Here is a 12,476-nt window from a genome sequence, read left to right as displayed (position 1 = left end):
TACAACTGACGTGACTGGCACCATCGAACTGCCGGAAGGCGTAGAGATGGTAATGCCGGGCGACAACATCAAAATGGTTGTTACCCTGATCCACCCGATCGCGATGGACGACGGTCTGCGTTTCGCAATCCGTGAAGGCGGCCGTACCGTTGGCGCGGGCGTTGTAGCTAAAGTTCTGGGCTAATTCGTTAGCTTTGAATAAAAAAGGGCGCTTCTGCGCCCTTTTTGCTGTCCGTCGTTCAGCGAAAAAGGCGGTTATGCTGGCGATTCATAACGTGCGCTGCGGCGGATAATGAGTAAATGGTCTATTGTAATCATAACTATTCTCATTTAATATTTGTGCATAAATTGAACGGGAGTTTATATGTACGTTTGTTTGTGCAATGGCATCAGCGATAAAAAAATTCGCCAGGTTGTCCGCCAGTTTCAACCGCAATCTTTTCAGCAATTACGTAAGTTTGTTCCCGTTGGAAATCAATGCGGTAAGTGTGTTCGCGCGGCGCGGGAAGTTATGGAAGATGAATTAACCACCATGCCGGAATTCAAAGAAATCGCCTGAAGTCCACGCTTCTCTTTTGACATCCCTATAGGCCGGACTACGCTTCAATGAGTGGAAGCGGAGGGACTATATAATGAAAGGTGATGTCAAAATCATAAGTTATCTCAATAAATTATTGGGAAATGAGCTGGTCGCAATTAATCAGTACTTTCTCCATGCGAGAATGTTCAAAAACTGGGGCCTGATGCGCCTCAACGATATCGAGTACCACGAATCCATCGACGAAATGAAGCATGCCGATAAATACATCGAGCGTATTCTTTTTCTCGAAGGTATCCCTAATCTGCAGGATCTCGGCAAACTTGGCATCGGTGAAGATGTGGAAGAGATGCTGCAGTCCGATTTAAGACTGGAGCTGGAAGGGGCGCAAAATCTGCGCGAGGCGATCGCCTACGCCGACAGCGTCCATGACTACGTCAGCCGCGATATGATGATTGAGATCCTGGCGGATGAAGAAGGCCATATTGACTGGCTGGAAACCGAACTCGATCTGATCGGCAAAATCGGCCTGCAAAATTACCTGCAGTCGCAGATCAAAGTGTCAGACTAGCCAGCGTCTGACACCCGCACCAGAAACCCGCGGCCGCCAGAAATGGCCCAAACGGCAGCGGGTTGTTCCCCCTCCATTTACTGCTCCCGCCGTACCTGGCGTGCAAACCTGATACTGCCCACACCGTGCCGGCGAGCAGCGATGCCACCAGTAGCAGCTGCGGCAACAATTGCCAGCCATGCCAGGCGCCTAGGGCGGCGAGATATTTGATATCCCCATACCCCAACCCCTCATAGCCGCGGATCCCGCGATATAGCCAGTAAAGCGCAGCCAAACATAGATAGCCGCCTATCGCCCCCCAGACGGCATCATGAAGCTGGTGCGGCGCCAGACAAAGATAAAAAAGTAAACCGCTCCACAGCAGGGGACAGGTGTAACGGTCAGGCAGCAGGCCGTGACGCAGGTCCTGGAGGCATAAGGCTAAGGTCAATCCGCTATAGCACAGCAAGAAGGGGAGGGCGGCGAGCATGGTTAACCCCGTAATCGTCAAAGAACATCGCCTCACTATGCTTATTGTCACTCGTCCGGTGCAAAAAGGACTTTCCTGGAATGGATGGCGCCATCCGCGTTAATTTGCCGCGTTGTCGGTCCGTACAGTTCGCTGGCGCGAAGGCACGCAAATCCTGGTGATGATTTTCTAAACAGCACTTGCGTAGCGCCAGAATTTGCGTATAATGCGCGGACCTGTCAAAGTTGACGGCCGGTTCAATATGAACCCTGGTAATCGCAGTTGGGTTATCAAACAATGTCCCCAATCGGGGGACTATGTAAGAACGGTTACACTCTCCCATCAATCGTAATGGGTATGAGGAGTAATCATTTCGTCTATAAAATAATTGGAGCTCTGGTCTCATGCAGAACCAAAGAATCCGTATCCGCCTGAAAGCGTTTGATCATCGTCTGATCGATCAATCAACCGCGGAAATCGTCGAGACTGCTAAGCGCACTGGTGCGCAAGTCCGTGGTCCGATCCCGCTGCCGACCCGCAAAGAGCGCTTTACCGTTCTGATCTCCCCGCACGTCAACAAAGACGCGCGTGACCAGTACGAAATTCGCACTCACAAGCGTCTGGTTGACATCGTTGAGCCAACTGAAAAAACCGTTGATGCTCTGATGCGTCTGGATCTGGCTGCCGGTGTAGACGTGCAGATCAGCCTGGGTTAATCAGGTCATCGAGCGATTGAGAGGTTGAAACAATGATTGGTTTAGTCGGTAAAAAAGTGGGCATGACCCGCATCTTCACTGAAGATGGCGTTTCTATCCCAGTAACCGTAATCGAAGTTGAAGCAAACCGTGTTACTCAGGTTAAAGACCTGGCTAACGATGGCTACCGCGCAATCCAGGTTACCACCGGTGCTAAAAAAGCTAACCGTGTAACCAAGCCGGAAGCGGGTCACTTCGCTAAAGCTGGCGTTGAAGCTGGCCGTGGTCTGTGGGAATTCCGTCTGGCTGACGGCGAAGAATTCACCGTAGGTCAGAACATTAGCGTTGAACTGTTTGCTGACGTTAAAAAAGTTGACGTAACCGGTACCTCTAAAGGTAAAGGTTTTGCTGGTACCGTTAAGCGCTGGAACTTCCGTACCCAGGACGCTACTCACGGTAACTCCTTGTCTCACCGCGTTCCGGGTTCTATCGGTCAGAACCAGACTCCGGGCAAAGTGTTCAAAGGCAAGAAAATGGCAGGTCAGCTGGGTAATGAGCGTGTAACCGTTCAGAGCCTGGACGTAGTACGTGTTGACGCTGAGCGCAACCTGCTGCTGGTTAAAGGTGCTGTCCCGGGTGCGACCGGTAGCGACCTGATCGTTAAACCAGCTGTGAAGGCGTGAGGAGATAGCAATGGAATTAGTATTGAAAGACGCGCAGAGCGCGCTGACTGTTTCCGAAACTACCTTCGGTCGTGATTTCAACGAAGCGCTGGTTCACCAGGTTGTTGTTGCTTATGCAGCTGGTGCGCGTCAGGGCACTCGTGCTCAGAAGACTCGTGCTGAAATCACTGGCTCCGGTAAAAAACCGTGGCGCCAGAAAGGTACCGGCCGTGCGCGTTCTGGTTCTATCAAGAGCCCGATCTGGCGTTCCGGTGGCGTGACCTTTGCTGCTCGTCCGCAGGACCACAGTCAAAAAGTTAACAAGAAGATGTACCGCGGCGCGCTGAAAAGCATCCTGTCCGAACTGGTACGTCAGGATCGTCTGATCGTTGTCGAGAAGTTCTCTGTTGAAGCGCCGAAAACTAAGCTGCTGGCACAGAAACTGAAAGACATGGCTCTGGAAGATGTGCTGATCATCACCGGTGAGCTGGACGAGAACCTGTTCCTGGCCGCACGTAACCTGCACAAGGTTGACGTACGTGATGCGAACGGTATCGACCCGGTTAGCCTGATCGCCTTCGACAAAGTCGTAATGACTGCTGATGCTGTTAAGCAAGTTGAGGAGATGCTGGCATGATTCGTGAAGAACGTCTGCTGAAGGTGCTGCGCGCACCGCACGTTTCTGAAAAAGCGTCTACTGCGATGGAAAAAACAAACACCATCGTTCTCAAAGTTGCTAAAGACGCGACCAAAGCAGAAATCAAAGCTGCTGTGCAGAAACTGTTTGAAGTCGAAGTCGAAGTCGTTAACACCCTGGTTGTTAAAGGGAAAGTTAAACGTCACGGACAGCGTATCGGTCGTCGTAGCGACTGGAAAAAAGCTTACGTCACCCTGAAAGAAGGCCAGAATCTGGACTTCGTTGGCGGCGCTGAGTAAGTCGGAGGAGTAATACAATGGCAGTTGTTAAATGTAAACCGACATCTCCGGGTCGTCGCCACGTCGTTAAAGTGGTTAACCCAGAGCTGCACAAGGGCAAACCTTTTGCTCCGTTGCTGGAAAAAAACAGCAAATCCGGTGGTCGTAACAACAATGGCCGTATCACCACCCGTCATATCGGTGGTGGCCACAAGCAGGCTTACCGTATTGTTGACTTCAAACGCAACAAAGATGGTATCCCGGCAGTTGTTGAACGTCTTGAGTACGATCCGAACCGCTCCGCGAACATCGCGCTGGTTCTGTACAAAGACGGCGAGCGCCGTTACATCCTGGCCCCGAAAGGCCTGAAAGCTGGCGACCAGATTCAGTCTGGCGTTGATGCTGCAATCAAAGCAGGCAACACCCTGCCGATGCGCAATATCCCGGTTGGTTCTACCGTTCATAACGTAGAAATGAAACCAGGTAAAGGCGGTCAGCTGGCTCGTTCCGCTGGTACTTACGTTCAGATCGTTGCTCGCGACGGTGCTTATGTCACCCTGCGTCTGCGTTCTGGTGAAATGCGTAAAGTCGAAGCAGACTGCCGCGCTACTCTGGGCGAAGTTGGCAATGCTGAGCATATGCTGCGCGTTCTGGGTAAAGCAGGTGCTGCACGCTGGCGTGGTGTTCGTCCTACCGTTCGCGGTACTGCGATGAACCCAGTAGACCACCCACATGGTGGTGGTGAAGGTCGTAACTTTGGTAAGCACCCGGTATCCCCGTGGGGCCTGCAGACCAAAGGTAAGAAGACCCGCAGCAACAAGCGTACTGATAAATTCATCGTACGTCGCCGTAGCAAATAATTTTAGAGGATAAGCCATGCCACGTTCTCTCAAGAAAGGTCCTTTTATTGACCTGCACTTGCTGAAGAAGGTAGAGAAAGCGGTGGAAAGCGGAGACAAGAAGCCCCTGCGCACTTGGTCCCGTCGTTCAACGATCTTTCCTAACATGATCGGTTTGACCATCGCTGTCCATAATGGTCGTCAGCACGTTCCAGTATTTGTTTCCGACGAAATGGTCGGTCACAAACTGGGTGAATTCGCACCGACTCGTACTTATCGCGGCCACGCTGCTGATAAAAAAGCGAAGAAGAAATAAGGTAGGAGGAAGAGATGGAAACTTTAGCTCAACATCGCCATGCTCGTTCTTCTGCTCAGAAGGTTCGCCTTGTAGCTGACCTGATTCGCGGTAAGAAAGTGTCGCAGGCCCTGGATATTCTGACCTACACCAACAAAAAAGCTGCTGTACTGGTCAAGAAGGTACTGGAATCTGCCATTGCTAACGCTGAACACAACGATGGCGCTGACATTGATGATCTGAAAGTTGCGAAAATTTTCGTAGACGAAGGCCCGAGCATGAAGCGCATTATGCCGCGTGCTAAAGGTCGTGCAGATCGCATCCTGAAGCGCACCAGCCACATCACTGTGGTTGTGTCCGATCGCTGAGACTCTGGAGACTAGCAATGGGTCAGAAAGTACATCCTAATGGTATTCGCCTGGGTATTGTCAAACCATGGAACTCTACCTGGTTCGCGAACACCAAAGAATTCGCTGACAACCTGGACAGCGATTTTAAAGTACGTCAGTTCCTGACTAAAGAACTGGCTAAAGCGTCTGTATCTCGCATCGTTATCGAGCGTCCGGCTAAGAGCATCCGTGTGACCATTCACACCGCTCGCCCGGGTATCGTTATCGGTAAGAAAGGCGAAGACGTAGAAAAACTGCGCAAGGTCGTAGCGGATATCGCTGGCGTACCTGCACAGATCAATATCGCCGAAGTTCGTAAACCTGAACTGGACGCAAAACTGGTTGCTGACAGCATCACTTCTCAGCTGGAACGTCGCGTTATGTTCCGTCGTGCGATGAAGCGTGCTGTACAGAACGCAATGCGTCTGGGCGCTAAAGGTATCAAAGTTGAAGTTAGCGGCCGTCTGGGCGGCGCGGAAATCGCACGTACCGAATGGTACCGTGAAGGTCGCGTACCGCTGCACACTCTGCGTGCTGACATCGACTACAACACCTCTGAAGCGCACACCACTTACGGTGTAATCGGCGTTAAGGTATGGATCTTCAAAGGTGAGATCCTGGGTGGTATGGCTGCTGTTGAACAACCGGAACCGGCTGCTCAACCTAAAAAGCAGCAGCGTAAAGGCCGTAAATAAGGAGCGTCGCTGATGTTACAACCAAAGCGTACAAAATTCCGTAAAGTGCACAAAGGCCGCAACCGTGGTCTGGCGCAGGGTACGGATGTTAGCTTCGGCACTTTCGGTCTGAAAGCTGTTGGCCGTGGTCGTCTGACTGCACGTCAGATCGAAGCAGCACGTCGTGCTATGACCCGTGCAGTTAAGCGTCAAGGTAAGATCTGGATCCGTGTATTCCCGGACAAACCGATCACCGAGAAGCCGCTGGAAGTTCGTATGGGTAAAGGTAAAGGTAACGTGGAGTACTGGGTTGCCTTGATTCAGCCGGGTAAAGTCCTGTATGAAATGGACGGTGTACCGGAAGAGCTGGCCCGTGAAGCATTCGGCCTGGCAGCAGCGAAACTGCCGATCAAAACCACCTTTGTAACTAAGACGGTGATGTAATGAAAGCAAAAGAGCTGCGTGAAAAAAGCGTTGAAGAGCTGAACGCTGAGCTGCTGAACCTGCTGCGTGAGCAGTTCAACCTGCGCATGCAGGCTGCAAGTGGCCAGCTGCAACAGACTCATCTGCTGAAGCAAGTGCGTCGTGATGTTGCACGCGTTAAGACTTTACTGACTCAGAAGGCGGGTGCGTAATGACCGATAAAATCCGTACTCTGCAAGGTCGCGTAGTTAGCGACAAAATGGAGAAATCCATTGTTGTTGCTATCGAACGTATGGTGAAACACCCGGTTTACGGCAAATTCATCAAACGTACGACCAAACTGCACGTACATGACGAGAACAACGAATGCGGTATCGGCGACAAGGTTGAAATCCGCGAATGCCGTCCGCTGTCCAAGACTAAGTCCTGGACGCTGGTTCGCGTTGTAGAGAAAGCGGTTCTGTAATAGAGTACGCATTCTCGATACGGATAAACGGCTCAGCGATGAGCCGTTTATTTTTTCTACCCATATCTGGTTTGTGGTGTTATAATGCCGCGCCCTCGATATGGGGCTTTTTAACGACCCTAATTTTCGGGTCTCAGTAGTAGTTGACATTAGCGGAGCACTAAAATGATCCAAGAACAGACTATGCTGAACGTCGCCGACAACTCCGGTGCACGTCGCGTAATGTGTATCAAGGTTCTGGGTGGCTCGCACCGTCGCTACGCAGGCGTAGGCGACATCATCAAGATCACCATCAAAGAAGCAATTCCGCGTGGTAAGGTCAAAAAAGGTGATGTGCTGAAGGCGGTAGTGGTGCGCACCAAGAAGGGTGTTCGTCGCCCGGACGGTTCTGTCATTCGCTTCGATGGTAATGCATGCGTTATTCTGAACAATAACAGCGAGCAGCCTATCGGTACGCGTATTTTTGGGCCGGTAACTCGTGAACTTCGTACCGAGAAGTTCATGAAAATTATCTCTCTGGCACCAGAAGTACTCTAAGGAGCGAATCATGGCAGCGAAAATCCGTCGTGATGACGAAGTTATCGTGTTAACCGGTAAAGATAAAGGTAAGCGCGGTAAAGTTAAGAATGTCCTGTCTTCCGGCAAGGTCATTGTTGAAGGTATCAACCTGGTTAAGAAACACCAGAAGCCGGTTCCGGCTCTGAACCAACCAGGCGGCATCGTTGAAAAAGAAGCTGCAATTCAGGTTTCTAACGTTGCAATCTTCAATGCGGCAACCGGCAAGGCTGACCGTGTAGGCTTTAGATTCGAAGACGGCAAAAAAGTCCGTTTCTTCAAGTCTAACAGCGAAACTATCAAGTAATTTGGAGTAGTACGATGGCGAAACTGCATGATTACTACAAAGACGAAGTAGTTAAGAAACTCATGACTGAGTTTAACTACAATTCTGTCATGCAAGTCCCTCGGGTCGAGAAGATCACCCTGAACATGGGTGTTGGTGAAGCGATCGCTGACAAGAAACTGCTGGATAACGCAGCAGCTGACCTGGCAGCAATCTCCGGTCAAAAACCGCTGATCACCAAAGCACGCAAATCAGTTGCAGGCTTCAAAATCCGTCAGGGCTATCCGATCGGCTGTAAAGTAACTCTGCGTGGCGAACGCATGTGGGAGTTCTTTGAGCGCCTGATCACTATTGCTGTACCGCGTATTCGTGACTTCCGCGGCCTGTCCGCTAAGTCTTTCGACGGTCGTGGCAACTACAGCATGGGTGTCCGTGAGCAGATCATCTTCCCAGAAATCGACTACGATAAAGTCGACCGCGTTCGTGGTTTGGATATTACCATTACCACTACTGCGAAATCTGACGAAGAAGGCCGTGCTCTGCTGGCTGCCTTTGACTTCCCGTTCCGCAAGTAAGGTAGGGTTACTTAATGGCTAAGCAATCAATGAAAGCACGCGAAGTAAAGCGCGTGGCTTTAGCTGATAAATTCTTCGCTAAACGCGCTGAACTGAAAGCTATCATCTCTGATGTGAACGCAACCGACGAAGATCGTTGGAATGCCGTTCTCAAGCTGCAGACTCTGCCGCGTGATTCCAGCCCGTCTCGTCAGCGTAACCGCTGCCGTCAAACAGGTCGTCCGCATGGTTTCCTGCGGAAGTTCGGGTTGAGCCGTATTAAGGTCCGTGAAGCCGCTATGCGCGGTGAAATCCCGGGTCTGAAAAAGGCTAGCTGGTAATTGTCACCAATTGAATCACGGGAGTAAAGACAGATGAGCATGCAAGATCCGATCGCGGATATGCTGACCCGTATCCGTAACGGTCAGGCCGCGAACAAAGCTGCGGTCACCATGCCTTCCTCCAAGCTGAAAGTGGCAATCGCCAACGTGCTGAAGGAAGAAGGTTTTATCGAAGATTTTAAAGTTGAAGGCGACACCAAGCCGGAACTGGAACTGACTCTTAAGTATTTCCAGGGTAAAGCTGTTGTAGAAAGCATTCAGCGTGTCAGCCGCCCAGGTCTGCGCATCTATAAGAAAAAAGATGAGCTGCCGAAAGTTATGGCCGGTCTGGGTATCGCAGTTGTTTCTACCTCTAAAGGTGTTATGACTGATCGTGCAGCGCGCCAGGCTGGTCTTGGTGGCGAAATTATCTGCTACGTAGCCTAATCGGAGGAAAAAATGTCTCGTGTTGCTAAAGCACCGGTCGTTGTTCCTGCCGGCGTTGATGTAAAAATCAACGGTCAGGTTATTACGATCAAAGGTAAAAACGGCGAGCTGACTCGTACTCTCAACGATGCTGTTGAAGTTAAACATGCAGATAATGCACTGACCTTCGGTCCGCGTGATGGTTACGCAGACGGTTGGGCTCAGGCTGGTACCGCGCGTGCCCTGCTGAACTCAATGGTTATCGGTGTTACCGAAGGCTTCACTAAGAAGCTGCAGCTGGTTGGTGTAGGTTATCGTGCAGCGGTCAAAGGGAATGTAGTAAACCTGGCTTTAGGTTTCTCTCACCCGGTTGATCATCAGCTGCCTGCGGGTATCACTGCAGAATGTCCGACTCAGACTGAAATCGTGCTGAAAGGCGCTGATAAGCAGGTGATCGGCCAGGTTGCAGCAGATCTGCGCGCCTACCGTCGTCCTGAGCCTTACAAAGGCAAGGGTGTTCGTTACGCCGACGAAGTCGTGCGTACCAAAGAGGCTAAGAAGAAGTAAGGTAACACTATGGATAAGAAATCTGCTCGTATCCGTCGTGCGACCCGCGCACGCCGCAAGCTCCAGGAGCTGGGCGCAACTCGCCTGGTGGTACATCGTACCCCGCGTCACATTTACGCACAGGTAATTGCACCGAATGGTTCTGAAGTTCTGGTAGCTGCTTCTACTGTAGAAAAAGCTATCGCTGAACAACTGAAGTACACCGGTAACAAAGACGCTGCTGCAGCTGTGGGTAAAGCTGTCGCTGAACGCGCTCTGGAAAAAGGCATCAAAGATGTTTCCTTTGACCGTTCCGGGTTCCAATATCATGGTCGTGTCCAGGCACTGGCAGATGCTGCCCGTGAAGCTGGCCTTCAGTTCTAAGGTAGAGGTGTAAGATGGCTCACATCGAAAAACAAGCTGGCGAACTGCAGGAAAAGCTGATCGCGGTAAACCGCGTATCTAAAACCGTTAAAGGTGGTCGTATTTTCTCCTTCACAGCTCTGACTGTAGTAGGCGATGGTAACGGTCGCGTTGGTTTTGGTTACGGTAAAGCGCGTGAAGTTCCAGCAGCGATCCAGAAAGCGATGGAAAAAGCCCGTCGCAATATGATTAACGTCGCGCTGAACCACGGCACCCTGCAGCACCCGGTTAAGGGTACTCACACGGGTTCTCGTGTATTCATGCAGCCGGCTTCCGAAGGTACCGGTATCATCGCCGGTGGTGCAATGCGCGCCGTTCTGGAAGTCGCTGGGGTTCGTAACGTTCTGGCTAAAGCGTATGGTTCCACTAACCCGATTAACGTGGTTCGTGCAACTATCGACGGTCTGGAAAACATGAAGTCCCCGGATATGGTCGCTGCCAAGCGTGGTAAATCCGTTGAAGAAATTCTGGGGAAATAAACCATGGCAAAGACTATTAAAATTACTCAAACCCGCAGTGCAATCGGTCGTCTGCCGAAACACAAGGCAACGCTGCTTGGCCTGGGTCTGCGTCGTATTGGTCACACCGTAGAGCGCGAGGATACTCCTGCTGTTCGTGGTATGGTCAACGCGGTTTCCTTCATGGTTAAAGTTGAGGAGTAAGAGATGCGTTTAAATACTCTGTCTCCGGCCGAAGGCTCCAAAAAGGCGGGTAAACGCCTGGGTCGTGGTATCGGTTCTGGCCTCGGTAAAACCGGTGGTCGTGGTCACAAAGGTCAGAAATCTCGTTCTGGCGGTGGCGTACGTCGCGGTTTCGAGGGTGGTCAGATGCCTCTGTACCGTCGTCTGCCGAAATTCGGCTTCACTTCTCGTAAAGCGATGATCACCGCAGAGATCCGTCTCTCCGATCTGGCTCACGTAGAAGGCGATGTAGTAGACCTGAACGCGCTGAAAGCGGCTAACATTATCGGTGTCCAGATCGAGTTCGCGAAAGTGATCCTGTCTGGTGAGGTAACTCGTCCGGTAACTGTTCGTGGCCTGCGTGTGACTAAAGGTGCTCGTGCTGCTATCGAAGCTGCTGGCGGTAAAATTGAGGAATAAGTAGCAGATGGCTAAACAACCGGGATTAGATTTTCAAAGTGCCAAAGGTGGCCTTGGCGAACTGAAACGCAGACTTCTGTTTGTGGTCGGTGCGCTGATAGTGTTCCGTATTGGCTCTTTTATTCCGATCCCTGGTATTGATGCCGCTGTACTTGCCAAACTGCTTGAGCAACAGCGAGGCACCATCATTGAAATGTTCAACATGTTCTCTGGTGGTGCTCTCAGCCGTGCTTCTATCTTTGCACTGGGGATTATGCCGTACATTTCGGCATCAATCATCGTGCAGCTGCTGACGGTGGTTTATCAACCGCTGGCAGAACTGAAGAAAGAAGGGGAGTCTGGTCGTCGTAAGATCAGCCAGTACACCCGCTACGGTACTCTGGTGCTGGCGATATTCCAGTCGATCGGTATTGCTACCGGTCTGCCGAATATGCCTGGTATGCAGGGCCTGGTGATTAATCCAGGCTTTGCATTCTATTTCACCGCTGTTGTCAGTCTGGTCACAGGGACTATGTTCCTGATGTGGCTCGGCGAACAGATCACTGAACGCGGTATCGGTAACGGTATCTCGATCATTATCTTCGCCGGTATCGTTGCGGGACTCCCGCCGGCCATCGCCCATACTATCGAGCAAGCGCGTCAAGGCGACCTGCACTTCCTCCTGTTGCTGTTGGTTGCAGTATTAGTATTTGCAGTGACCTTCTTTGTTGTATTCGTTGAACGTGGTCAACGCCGCATTGTGGTAAACTACGCGAAACGTCAACAGGGTCGTCGTGTCTATGCTGCACAGAGCACACATTTACCGCTGAAAGTGAATATGGCGGGGGTAATCCCGGCAATCTTCGCTTCCAGTATTATACTGTTCCCGGCAACCATCACGTCATGGTTCGGGGGTGGTACTGGTTGGAACTGGCTGACAACAATTTCGCTGTATTTGCAGCCTGGGCAACCGCTTTATGTGTTACTCTATGCGTCTGCAATCATCTTCTTCTGTTTCTTCTACACGGCGTTGGTTTTCAACCCGCGTGAAACAGCAGATAACCTGAAGAAGTCCGGTGCATTTGTACCAGGAATTCGTCCGGGAGAGCAAACGGCGAAGTATATCGATAAAGTGATGACTCGCCTGACTCTGGTTGGTGCGTTGTACATTACTTTTATCTGCCTGATCCCGGAGTTCATGCGTGACGCGATGAAAGTGCCGTTCTACTTCGGTGGGACCTCGCTGCTTATCGTTGTTGTCGTGATTATGGACTTTATGGCTCAAGTGCAAACTCTGATGATGTCCAGTCAGTATGAGTCTGCATTGAAGAAGGCGAACCTGAAAGGCTACGGCCGCTAAAACTGGTCGCCC

At 51.2% G+C, this 12,476-nt stretch carries 25 protein-coding genes and 1 pseudogene; 25 read left to right on the top strand and 1 reads right to left on the bottom strand.

Translation table 11 applies throughout. The features are described 5' to 3' along the window. The 3 genes and pseudogenes from tuf to bfr all read left to right on the top strand — a co-directional run. A pseudogene (gene tuf, locus ACQUTP_RS25185) lies at positions 1 to 184 on the top strand (elongation factor Tu); the annotation flags it as partial. Between the two features lie 180 nt (positions 185 to 364). Beyond that, a complete protein-coding gene (gene bfd, locus ACQUTP_RS25180; RefSeq protein WP_017900608.1) occupies positions 365 to 559 on the top strand; it encodes a bacterioferritin-associated ferredoxin in 195 nt (64 codons plus the stop codon). Between the two features lie 73 nt (positions 560 to 632). Next, entirely contained in the window at positions 633 to 1,109 is a 477-nt protein-coding gene (bfr, locus tag ACQUTP_RS25175) for a bacterioferritin (protein ID WP_004206792.1), read from the top strand. Here bfr and ACQUTP_RS25170 read toward each other — a convergent pair. Further along, positions 1,093 to 1,578, bottom strand: a complete 486-nt coding sequence (locus ACQUTP_RS25170) for a prepilin peptidase (RefSeq protein ID WP_032431150.1) — start codon at positions 1,576 to 1,578, stop codon at positions 1,093 to 1,095. The two genes, bfr and ACQUTP_RS25170, sit on opposite strands and share 17 nt — an antisense overlap. Before the next feature lie 383 nt (positions 1,579 to 1,961). Between ACQUTP_RS25170 and rpsJ the strand changes: the two genes are divergently transcribed. The 22 genes from rpsJ (at position 1,962) to secY (ending at position 12,464) form a co-directional block, all read left to right on the top strand. After that, positions 1,962 to 2,273 carry a 30S ribosomal protein S10 gene (gene rpsJ, locus ACQUTP_RS25165; RefSeq protein WP_001181005.1) on the top strand — a complete coding sequence of 104 codons (312 nt, stop codon included), beginning with the start codon at positions 1,962 to 1,964 and terminating at the stop codon, positions 2,271 to 2,273. Positions 2,274 to 2,305: 32 nt separating this feature from the next. After that, on the top strand, positions 2,306 to 2,935 hold the full coding sequence (rplC, locus tag ACQUTP_RS25160) for a 50S ribosomal protein L3 (protein ID WP_002919796.1): 630 nt from the start codon (positions 2,306 to 2,308) through the stop codon (positions 2,933 to 2,935). Between the two features lie 10 nt (positions 2,936 to 2,945). Next, positions 2,946 to 3,551: a 50S ribosomal protein L4 gene (gene rplD, locus ACQUTP_RS25155; RefSeq protein ID WP_002919794.1), complete on the top strand. Its 606-nt coding sequence runs from the start codon at positions 2,946 to 2,948 to the stop codon at positions 3,549 to 3,551. Beyond that, complete coding sequence (gene rplW / locus ACQUTP_RS25150) at positions 3,548 to 3,850, top strand: 50S ribosomal protein L23 (protein ID WP_000617546.1); 303 nt, start codon at positions 3,548 to 3,550, stop codon at positions 3,848 to 3,850. Before rplD ends, rplW begins: the two co-directional genes overlap by 4 nt. A 17-nt stretch (positions 3,851 to 3,867) precedes the next feature. After that, the gene (gene rplB / locus ACQUTP_RS25145) at positions 3,868 to 4,689 is read left to right on the top strand and encodes a 50S ribosomal protein L2 (RefSeq protein ID WP_002919786.1); all 822 of its coding nucleotides are present in this window, start codon (positions 3,868 to 3,870) and stop codon (positions 4,687 to 4,689) included. A gap of 16 nt (positions 4,690 to 4,705) precedes the next feature. Next, positions 4,706 to 4,984 carry a 30S ribosomal protein S19 gene (rpsS, locus tag ACQUTP_RS25140; RefSeq protein ID WP_001138115.1) on the top strand — a complete coding sequence of 93 codons (279 nt, stop codon included), beginning with the start codon at positions 4,706 to 4,708 and terminating at the stop codon, positions 4,982 to 4,984. 14 nt (positions 4,985 to 4,998) lie between these two features. Continuing rightward, positions 4,999 to 5,331, top strand: coding sequence for a 50S ribosomal protein L22 (gene rplV / locus ACQUTP_RS25135; protein ID WP_002919773.1), 333 nt, complete (start codon positions 4,999 to 5,001; stop codon positions 5,329 to 5,331). Positions 5,332 to 5,348: 17 nt separating this feature from the next. Beyond that, positions 5,349 to 6,047, top strand: coding sequence for a 30S ribosomal protein S3 (gene rpsC / locus ACQUTP_RS25130; RefSeq protein WP_002919766.1), 699 nt, complete (start codon positions 5,349 to 5,351; stop codon positions 6,045 to 6,047). Between the two features lie 12 nt (positions 6,048 to 6,059). Then, positions 6,060 to 6,470 carry a 50S ribosomal protein L16 gene (gene rplP / locus ACQUTP_RS25125; RefSeq protein ID WP_002919759.1) on the top strand — a complete coding sequence of 137 codons (411 nt, stop codon included), beginning with the start codon at positions 6,060 to 6,062 and terminating at the stop codon, positions 6,468 to 6,470. Then, on the top strand, positions 6,470 to 6,661 hold the full coding sequence (rpmC, locus tag ACQUTP_RS25120; protein WP_002919754.1) for a 50S ribosomal protein L29: 192 nt from the start codon (positions 6,470 to 6,472) through the stop codon (positions 6,659 to 6,661). The genes rplP and rpmC overlap by 1 nt, the downstream gene beginning before the upstream one ends. After that, a complete protein-coding gene (gene rpsQ, locus ACQUTP_RS25115; protein ID WP_002919751.1) occupies positions 6,661 to 6,915 on the top strand; it encodes a 30S ribosomal protein S17 in 255 nt (84 codons plus the stop codon). Before rpmC ends, rpsQ begins: the two co-directional genes overlap by 1 nt. A gap of 165 nt (positions 6,916 to 7,080) precedes the next feature. Then, positions 7,081 to 7,452: a 50S ribosomal protein L14 gene (rplN, locus tag ACQUTP_RS25110; protein ID WP_002919748.1), complete on the top strand. Its 372-nt coding sequence runs from the start codon at positions 7,081 to 7,083 to the stop codon at positions 7,450 to 7,452. 10 nt (positions 7,453 to 7,462) lie between these two features. Beyond that, positions 7,463 to 7,777: a 50S ribosomal protein L24 gene (gene rplX / locus ACQUTP_RS25105; protein WP_000729185.1), complete on the top strand. Its 315-nt coding sequence runs from the start codon at positions 7,463 to 7,465 to the stop codon at positions 7,775 to 7,777. A 14-nt stretch (positions 7,778 to 7,791) separates the two neighbouring features. Then, positions 7,792 to 8,331, top strand: a complete 540-nt coding sequence (gene rplE, locus ACQUTP_RS25100; RefSeq protein WP_001096200.1) for a 50S ribosomal protein L5 — start codon at positions 7,792 to 7,794, stop codon at positions 8,329 to 8,331. 14 nt (positions 8,332 to 8,345) lie between these two features. Further along, positions 8,346 to 8,651 (top strand): 30S ribosomal protein S14, encoded by a 306-nt coding sequence (gene rpsN, locus ACQUTP_RS25095; protein WP_002919667.1) that lies wholly within the window; start codon positions 8,346 to 8,348, stop codon positions 8,649 to 8,651. 33 nt (positions 8,652 to 8,684) lie between these two features. Continuing rightward, positions 8,685 to 9,077, top strand: a complete 393-nt coding sequence (gene rpsH / locus ACQUTP_RS25090; protein ID WP_002919665.1) for a 30S ribosomal protein S8 — start codon at positions 8,685 to 8,687, stop codon at positions 9,075 to 9,077. Positions 9,078 to 9,089: 12 nt separating this feature from the next. Beyond that, positions 9,090 to 9,623, top strand: a complete 534-nt coding sequence (gene rplF, locus ACQUTP_RS25085; protein WP_002919662.1) for a 50S ribosomal protein L6 — start codon at positions 9,090 to 9,092, stop codon at positions 9,621 to 9,623. Between the two features lie 9 nt (positions 9,624 to 9,632). Continuing rightward, positions 9,633 to 9,986 (top strand): 50S ribosomal protein L18, encoded by a 354-nt coding sequence (gene rplR / locus ACQUTP_RS25080; protein WP_000358960.1) that lies wholly within the window; start codon positions 9,633 to 9,635, stop codon positions 9,984 to 9,986. 14 nt (positions 9,987 to 10,000) lie between these two features. Then, complete coding sequence (gene rpsE / locus ACQUTP_RS25075; RefSeq protein ID WP_002919545.1) at positions 10,001 to 10,504, top strand: 30S ribosomal protein S5; 504 nt, start codon at positions 10,001 to 10,003, stop codon at positions 10,502 to 10,504. Positions 10,505 to 10,507: 3 nt separating this feature from the next. Then, a complete protein-coding gene (gene rpmD, locus ACQUTP_RS25070) occupies positions 10,508 to 10,687 on the top strand; it encodes a 50S ribosomal protein L30 (RefSeq protein WP_001140434.1) in 180 nt (59 codons plus the stop codon). Positions 10,688 to 10,690: 3 nt separating this feature from the next. Further along, positions 10,691 to 11,125, top strand: a complete 435-nt coding sequence (gene rplO / locus ACQUTP_RS25065; protein ID WP_002919516.1) for a 50S ribosomal protein L15 — start codon at positions 10,691 to 10,693, stop codon at positions 11,123 to 11,125. A 7-nt stretch (positions 11,126 to 11,132) separates the two neighbouring features. Then, positions 11,133 to 12,464 (top strand): preprotein translocase subunit SecY, encoded by a 1,332-nt coding sequence (secY, locus tag ACQUTP_RS25060; protein WP_002919515.1) that lies wholly within the window; start codon positions 11,133 to 11,135, stop codon positions 12,462 to 12,464. Positions 12,465 to 12,476: the final 12 nt, after the last annotated feature.

It is taken from the genome of Klebsiella sp. 2-CIP_Kleb. (genome assembly GCF_050378715.1).
In the GTDB taxonomy this organism is placed as follows: Bacteria; Pseudomonadota; Gammaproteobacteria; order Enterobacterales; family Enterobacteriaceae; genus Klebsiella; species Klebsiella quasipneumoniae.
Note: the sequence above shows the minus strand (reverse complement) of the source record. Positions and strands in the feature narration are given on the sequence as shown.

Coding starts and splice junctions, on each gene's coding strand:
- rplX (WP_000729185.1), top strand. CDS start 7,463: ATGGCAGCGAAAATCCGTCGTGATGACGAAGTTATCGTGTTAACCGGT.
- rplB (WP_002919786.1), top strand. CDS start 3,868: ATGGCAGTTGTTAAATGTAAACCGACATCTCCGGGTCGTCGCCACGTC.
- rpsN (WP_002919667.1), top strand. CDS start 8,346: ATGGCTAAGCAATCAATGAAAGCACGCGAAGTAAAGCGCGTGGCTTTA.
- rpsS (WP_001138115.1), top strand. CDS start 4,706: ATGCCACGTTCTCTCAAGAAAGGTCCTTTTATTGACCTGCACTTGCTG.
- rplC (WP_002919796.1), top strand. CDS start 2,306: ATGATTGGTTTAGTCGGTAAAAAAGTGGGCATGACCCGCATCTTCACT.
- rpsQ (WP_002919751.1), top strand. CDS start 6,661: ATGACCGATAAAATCCGTACTCTGCAAGGTCGCGTAGTTAGCGACAAA.
- rplV (WP_002919773.1), top strand. CDS start 4,999: ATGGAAACTTTAGCTCAACATCGCCATGCTCGTTCTTCTGCTCAGAAG.
- rplO (WP_002919516.1), top strand. CDS start 10,691: ATGCGTTTAAATACTCTGTCTCCGGCCGAAGGCTCCAAAAAGGCGGGT.
- rpmC (WP_002919754.1), top strand. CDS start 6,470: ATGAAAGCAAAAGAGCTGCGTGAAAAAAGCGTTGAAGAGCTGAACGCT.
- bfr (WP_004206792.1), top strand. CDS start 633: ATGAAAGGTGATGTCAAAATCATAAGTTATCTCAATAAATTATTGGGA.
- rplN (WP_002919748.1), top strand. CDS start 7,081: ATGATCCAAGAACAGACTATGCTGAACGTCGCCGACAACTCCGGTGCA.
- rplP (WP_002919759.1), top strand. CDS start 6,060: ATGTTACAACCAAAGCGTACAAAATTCCGTAAAGTGCACAAAGGCCGC.
- rplW (WP_000617546.1), top strand. CDS start 3,548: ATGATTCGTGAAGAACGTCTGCTGAAGGTGCTGCGCGCACCGCACGTT.
- rplE (WP_001096200.1), top strand. CDS start 7,792: ATGGCGAAACTGCATGATTACTACAAAGACGAAGTAGTTAAGAAACTC.
- rpsC (WP_002919766.1), top strand. CDS start 5,349: ATGGGTCAGAAAGTACATCCTAATGGTATTCGCCTGGGTATTGTCAAA.
- rpsH (WP_002919665.1), top strand. CDS start 8,685: ATGAGCATGCAAGATCCGATCGCGGATATGCTGACCCGTATCCGTAAC.
- rplF (WP_002919662.1), top strand. CDS start 9,090: ATGTCTCGTGTTGCTAAAGCACCGGTCGTTGTTCCTGCCGGCGTTGAT.
- rpsE (WP_002919545.1), top strand. CDS start 10,001: ATGGCTCACATCGAAAAACAAGCTGGCGAACTGCAGGAAAAGCTGATC.
- bfd (WP_017900608.1), top strand. CDS start 365: ATGTACGTTTGTTTGTGCAATGGCATCAGCGATAAAAAAATTCGCCAG.
- rplD (WP_002919794.1), top strand. CDS start 2,946: ATGGAATTAGTATTGAAAGACGCGCAGAGCGCGCTGACTGTTTCCGAA.
- ACQUTP_RS25170 (WP_032431150.1), bottom strand. CDS start 1,578: ATGCTCGCCGCCCTCCCCTTCTTGCTGTGCTATAGCGGATTGACCTTA.
- rplR (WP_000358960.1), top strand. CDS start 9,633: ATGGATAAGAAATCTGCTCGTATCCGTCGTGCGACCCGCGCACGCCGC.
- secY (WP_002919515.1), top strand. CDS start 11,133: ATGGCTAAACAACCGGGATTAGATTTTCAAAGTGCCAAAGGTGGCCTT.
- rpsJ (WP_001181005.1), top strand. CDS start 1,962: ATGCAGAACCAAAGAATCCGTATCCGCCTGAAAGCGTTTGATCATCGT.
- rpmD (WP_001140434.1), top strand. CDS start 10,508: ATGGCAAAGACTATTAAAATTACTCAAACCCGCAGTGCAATCGGTCGT.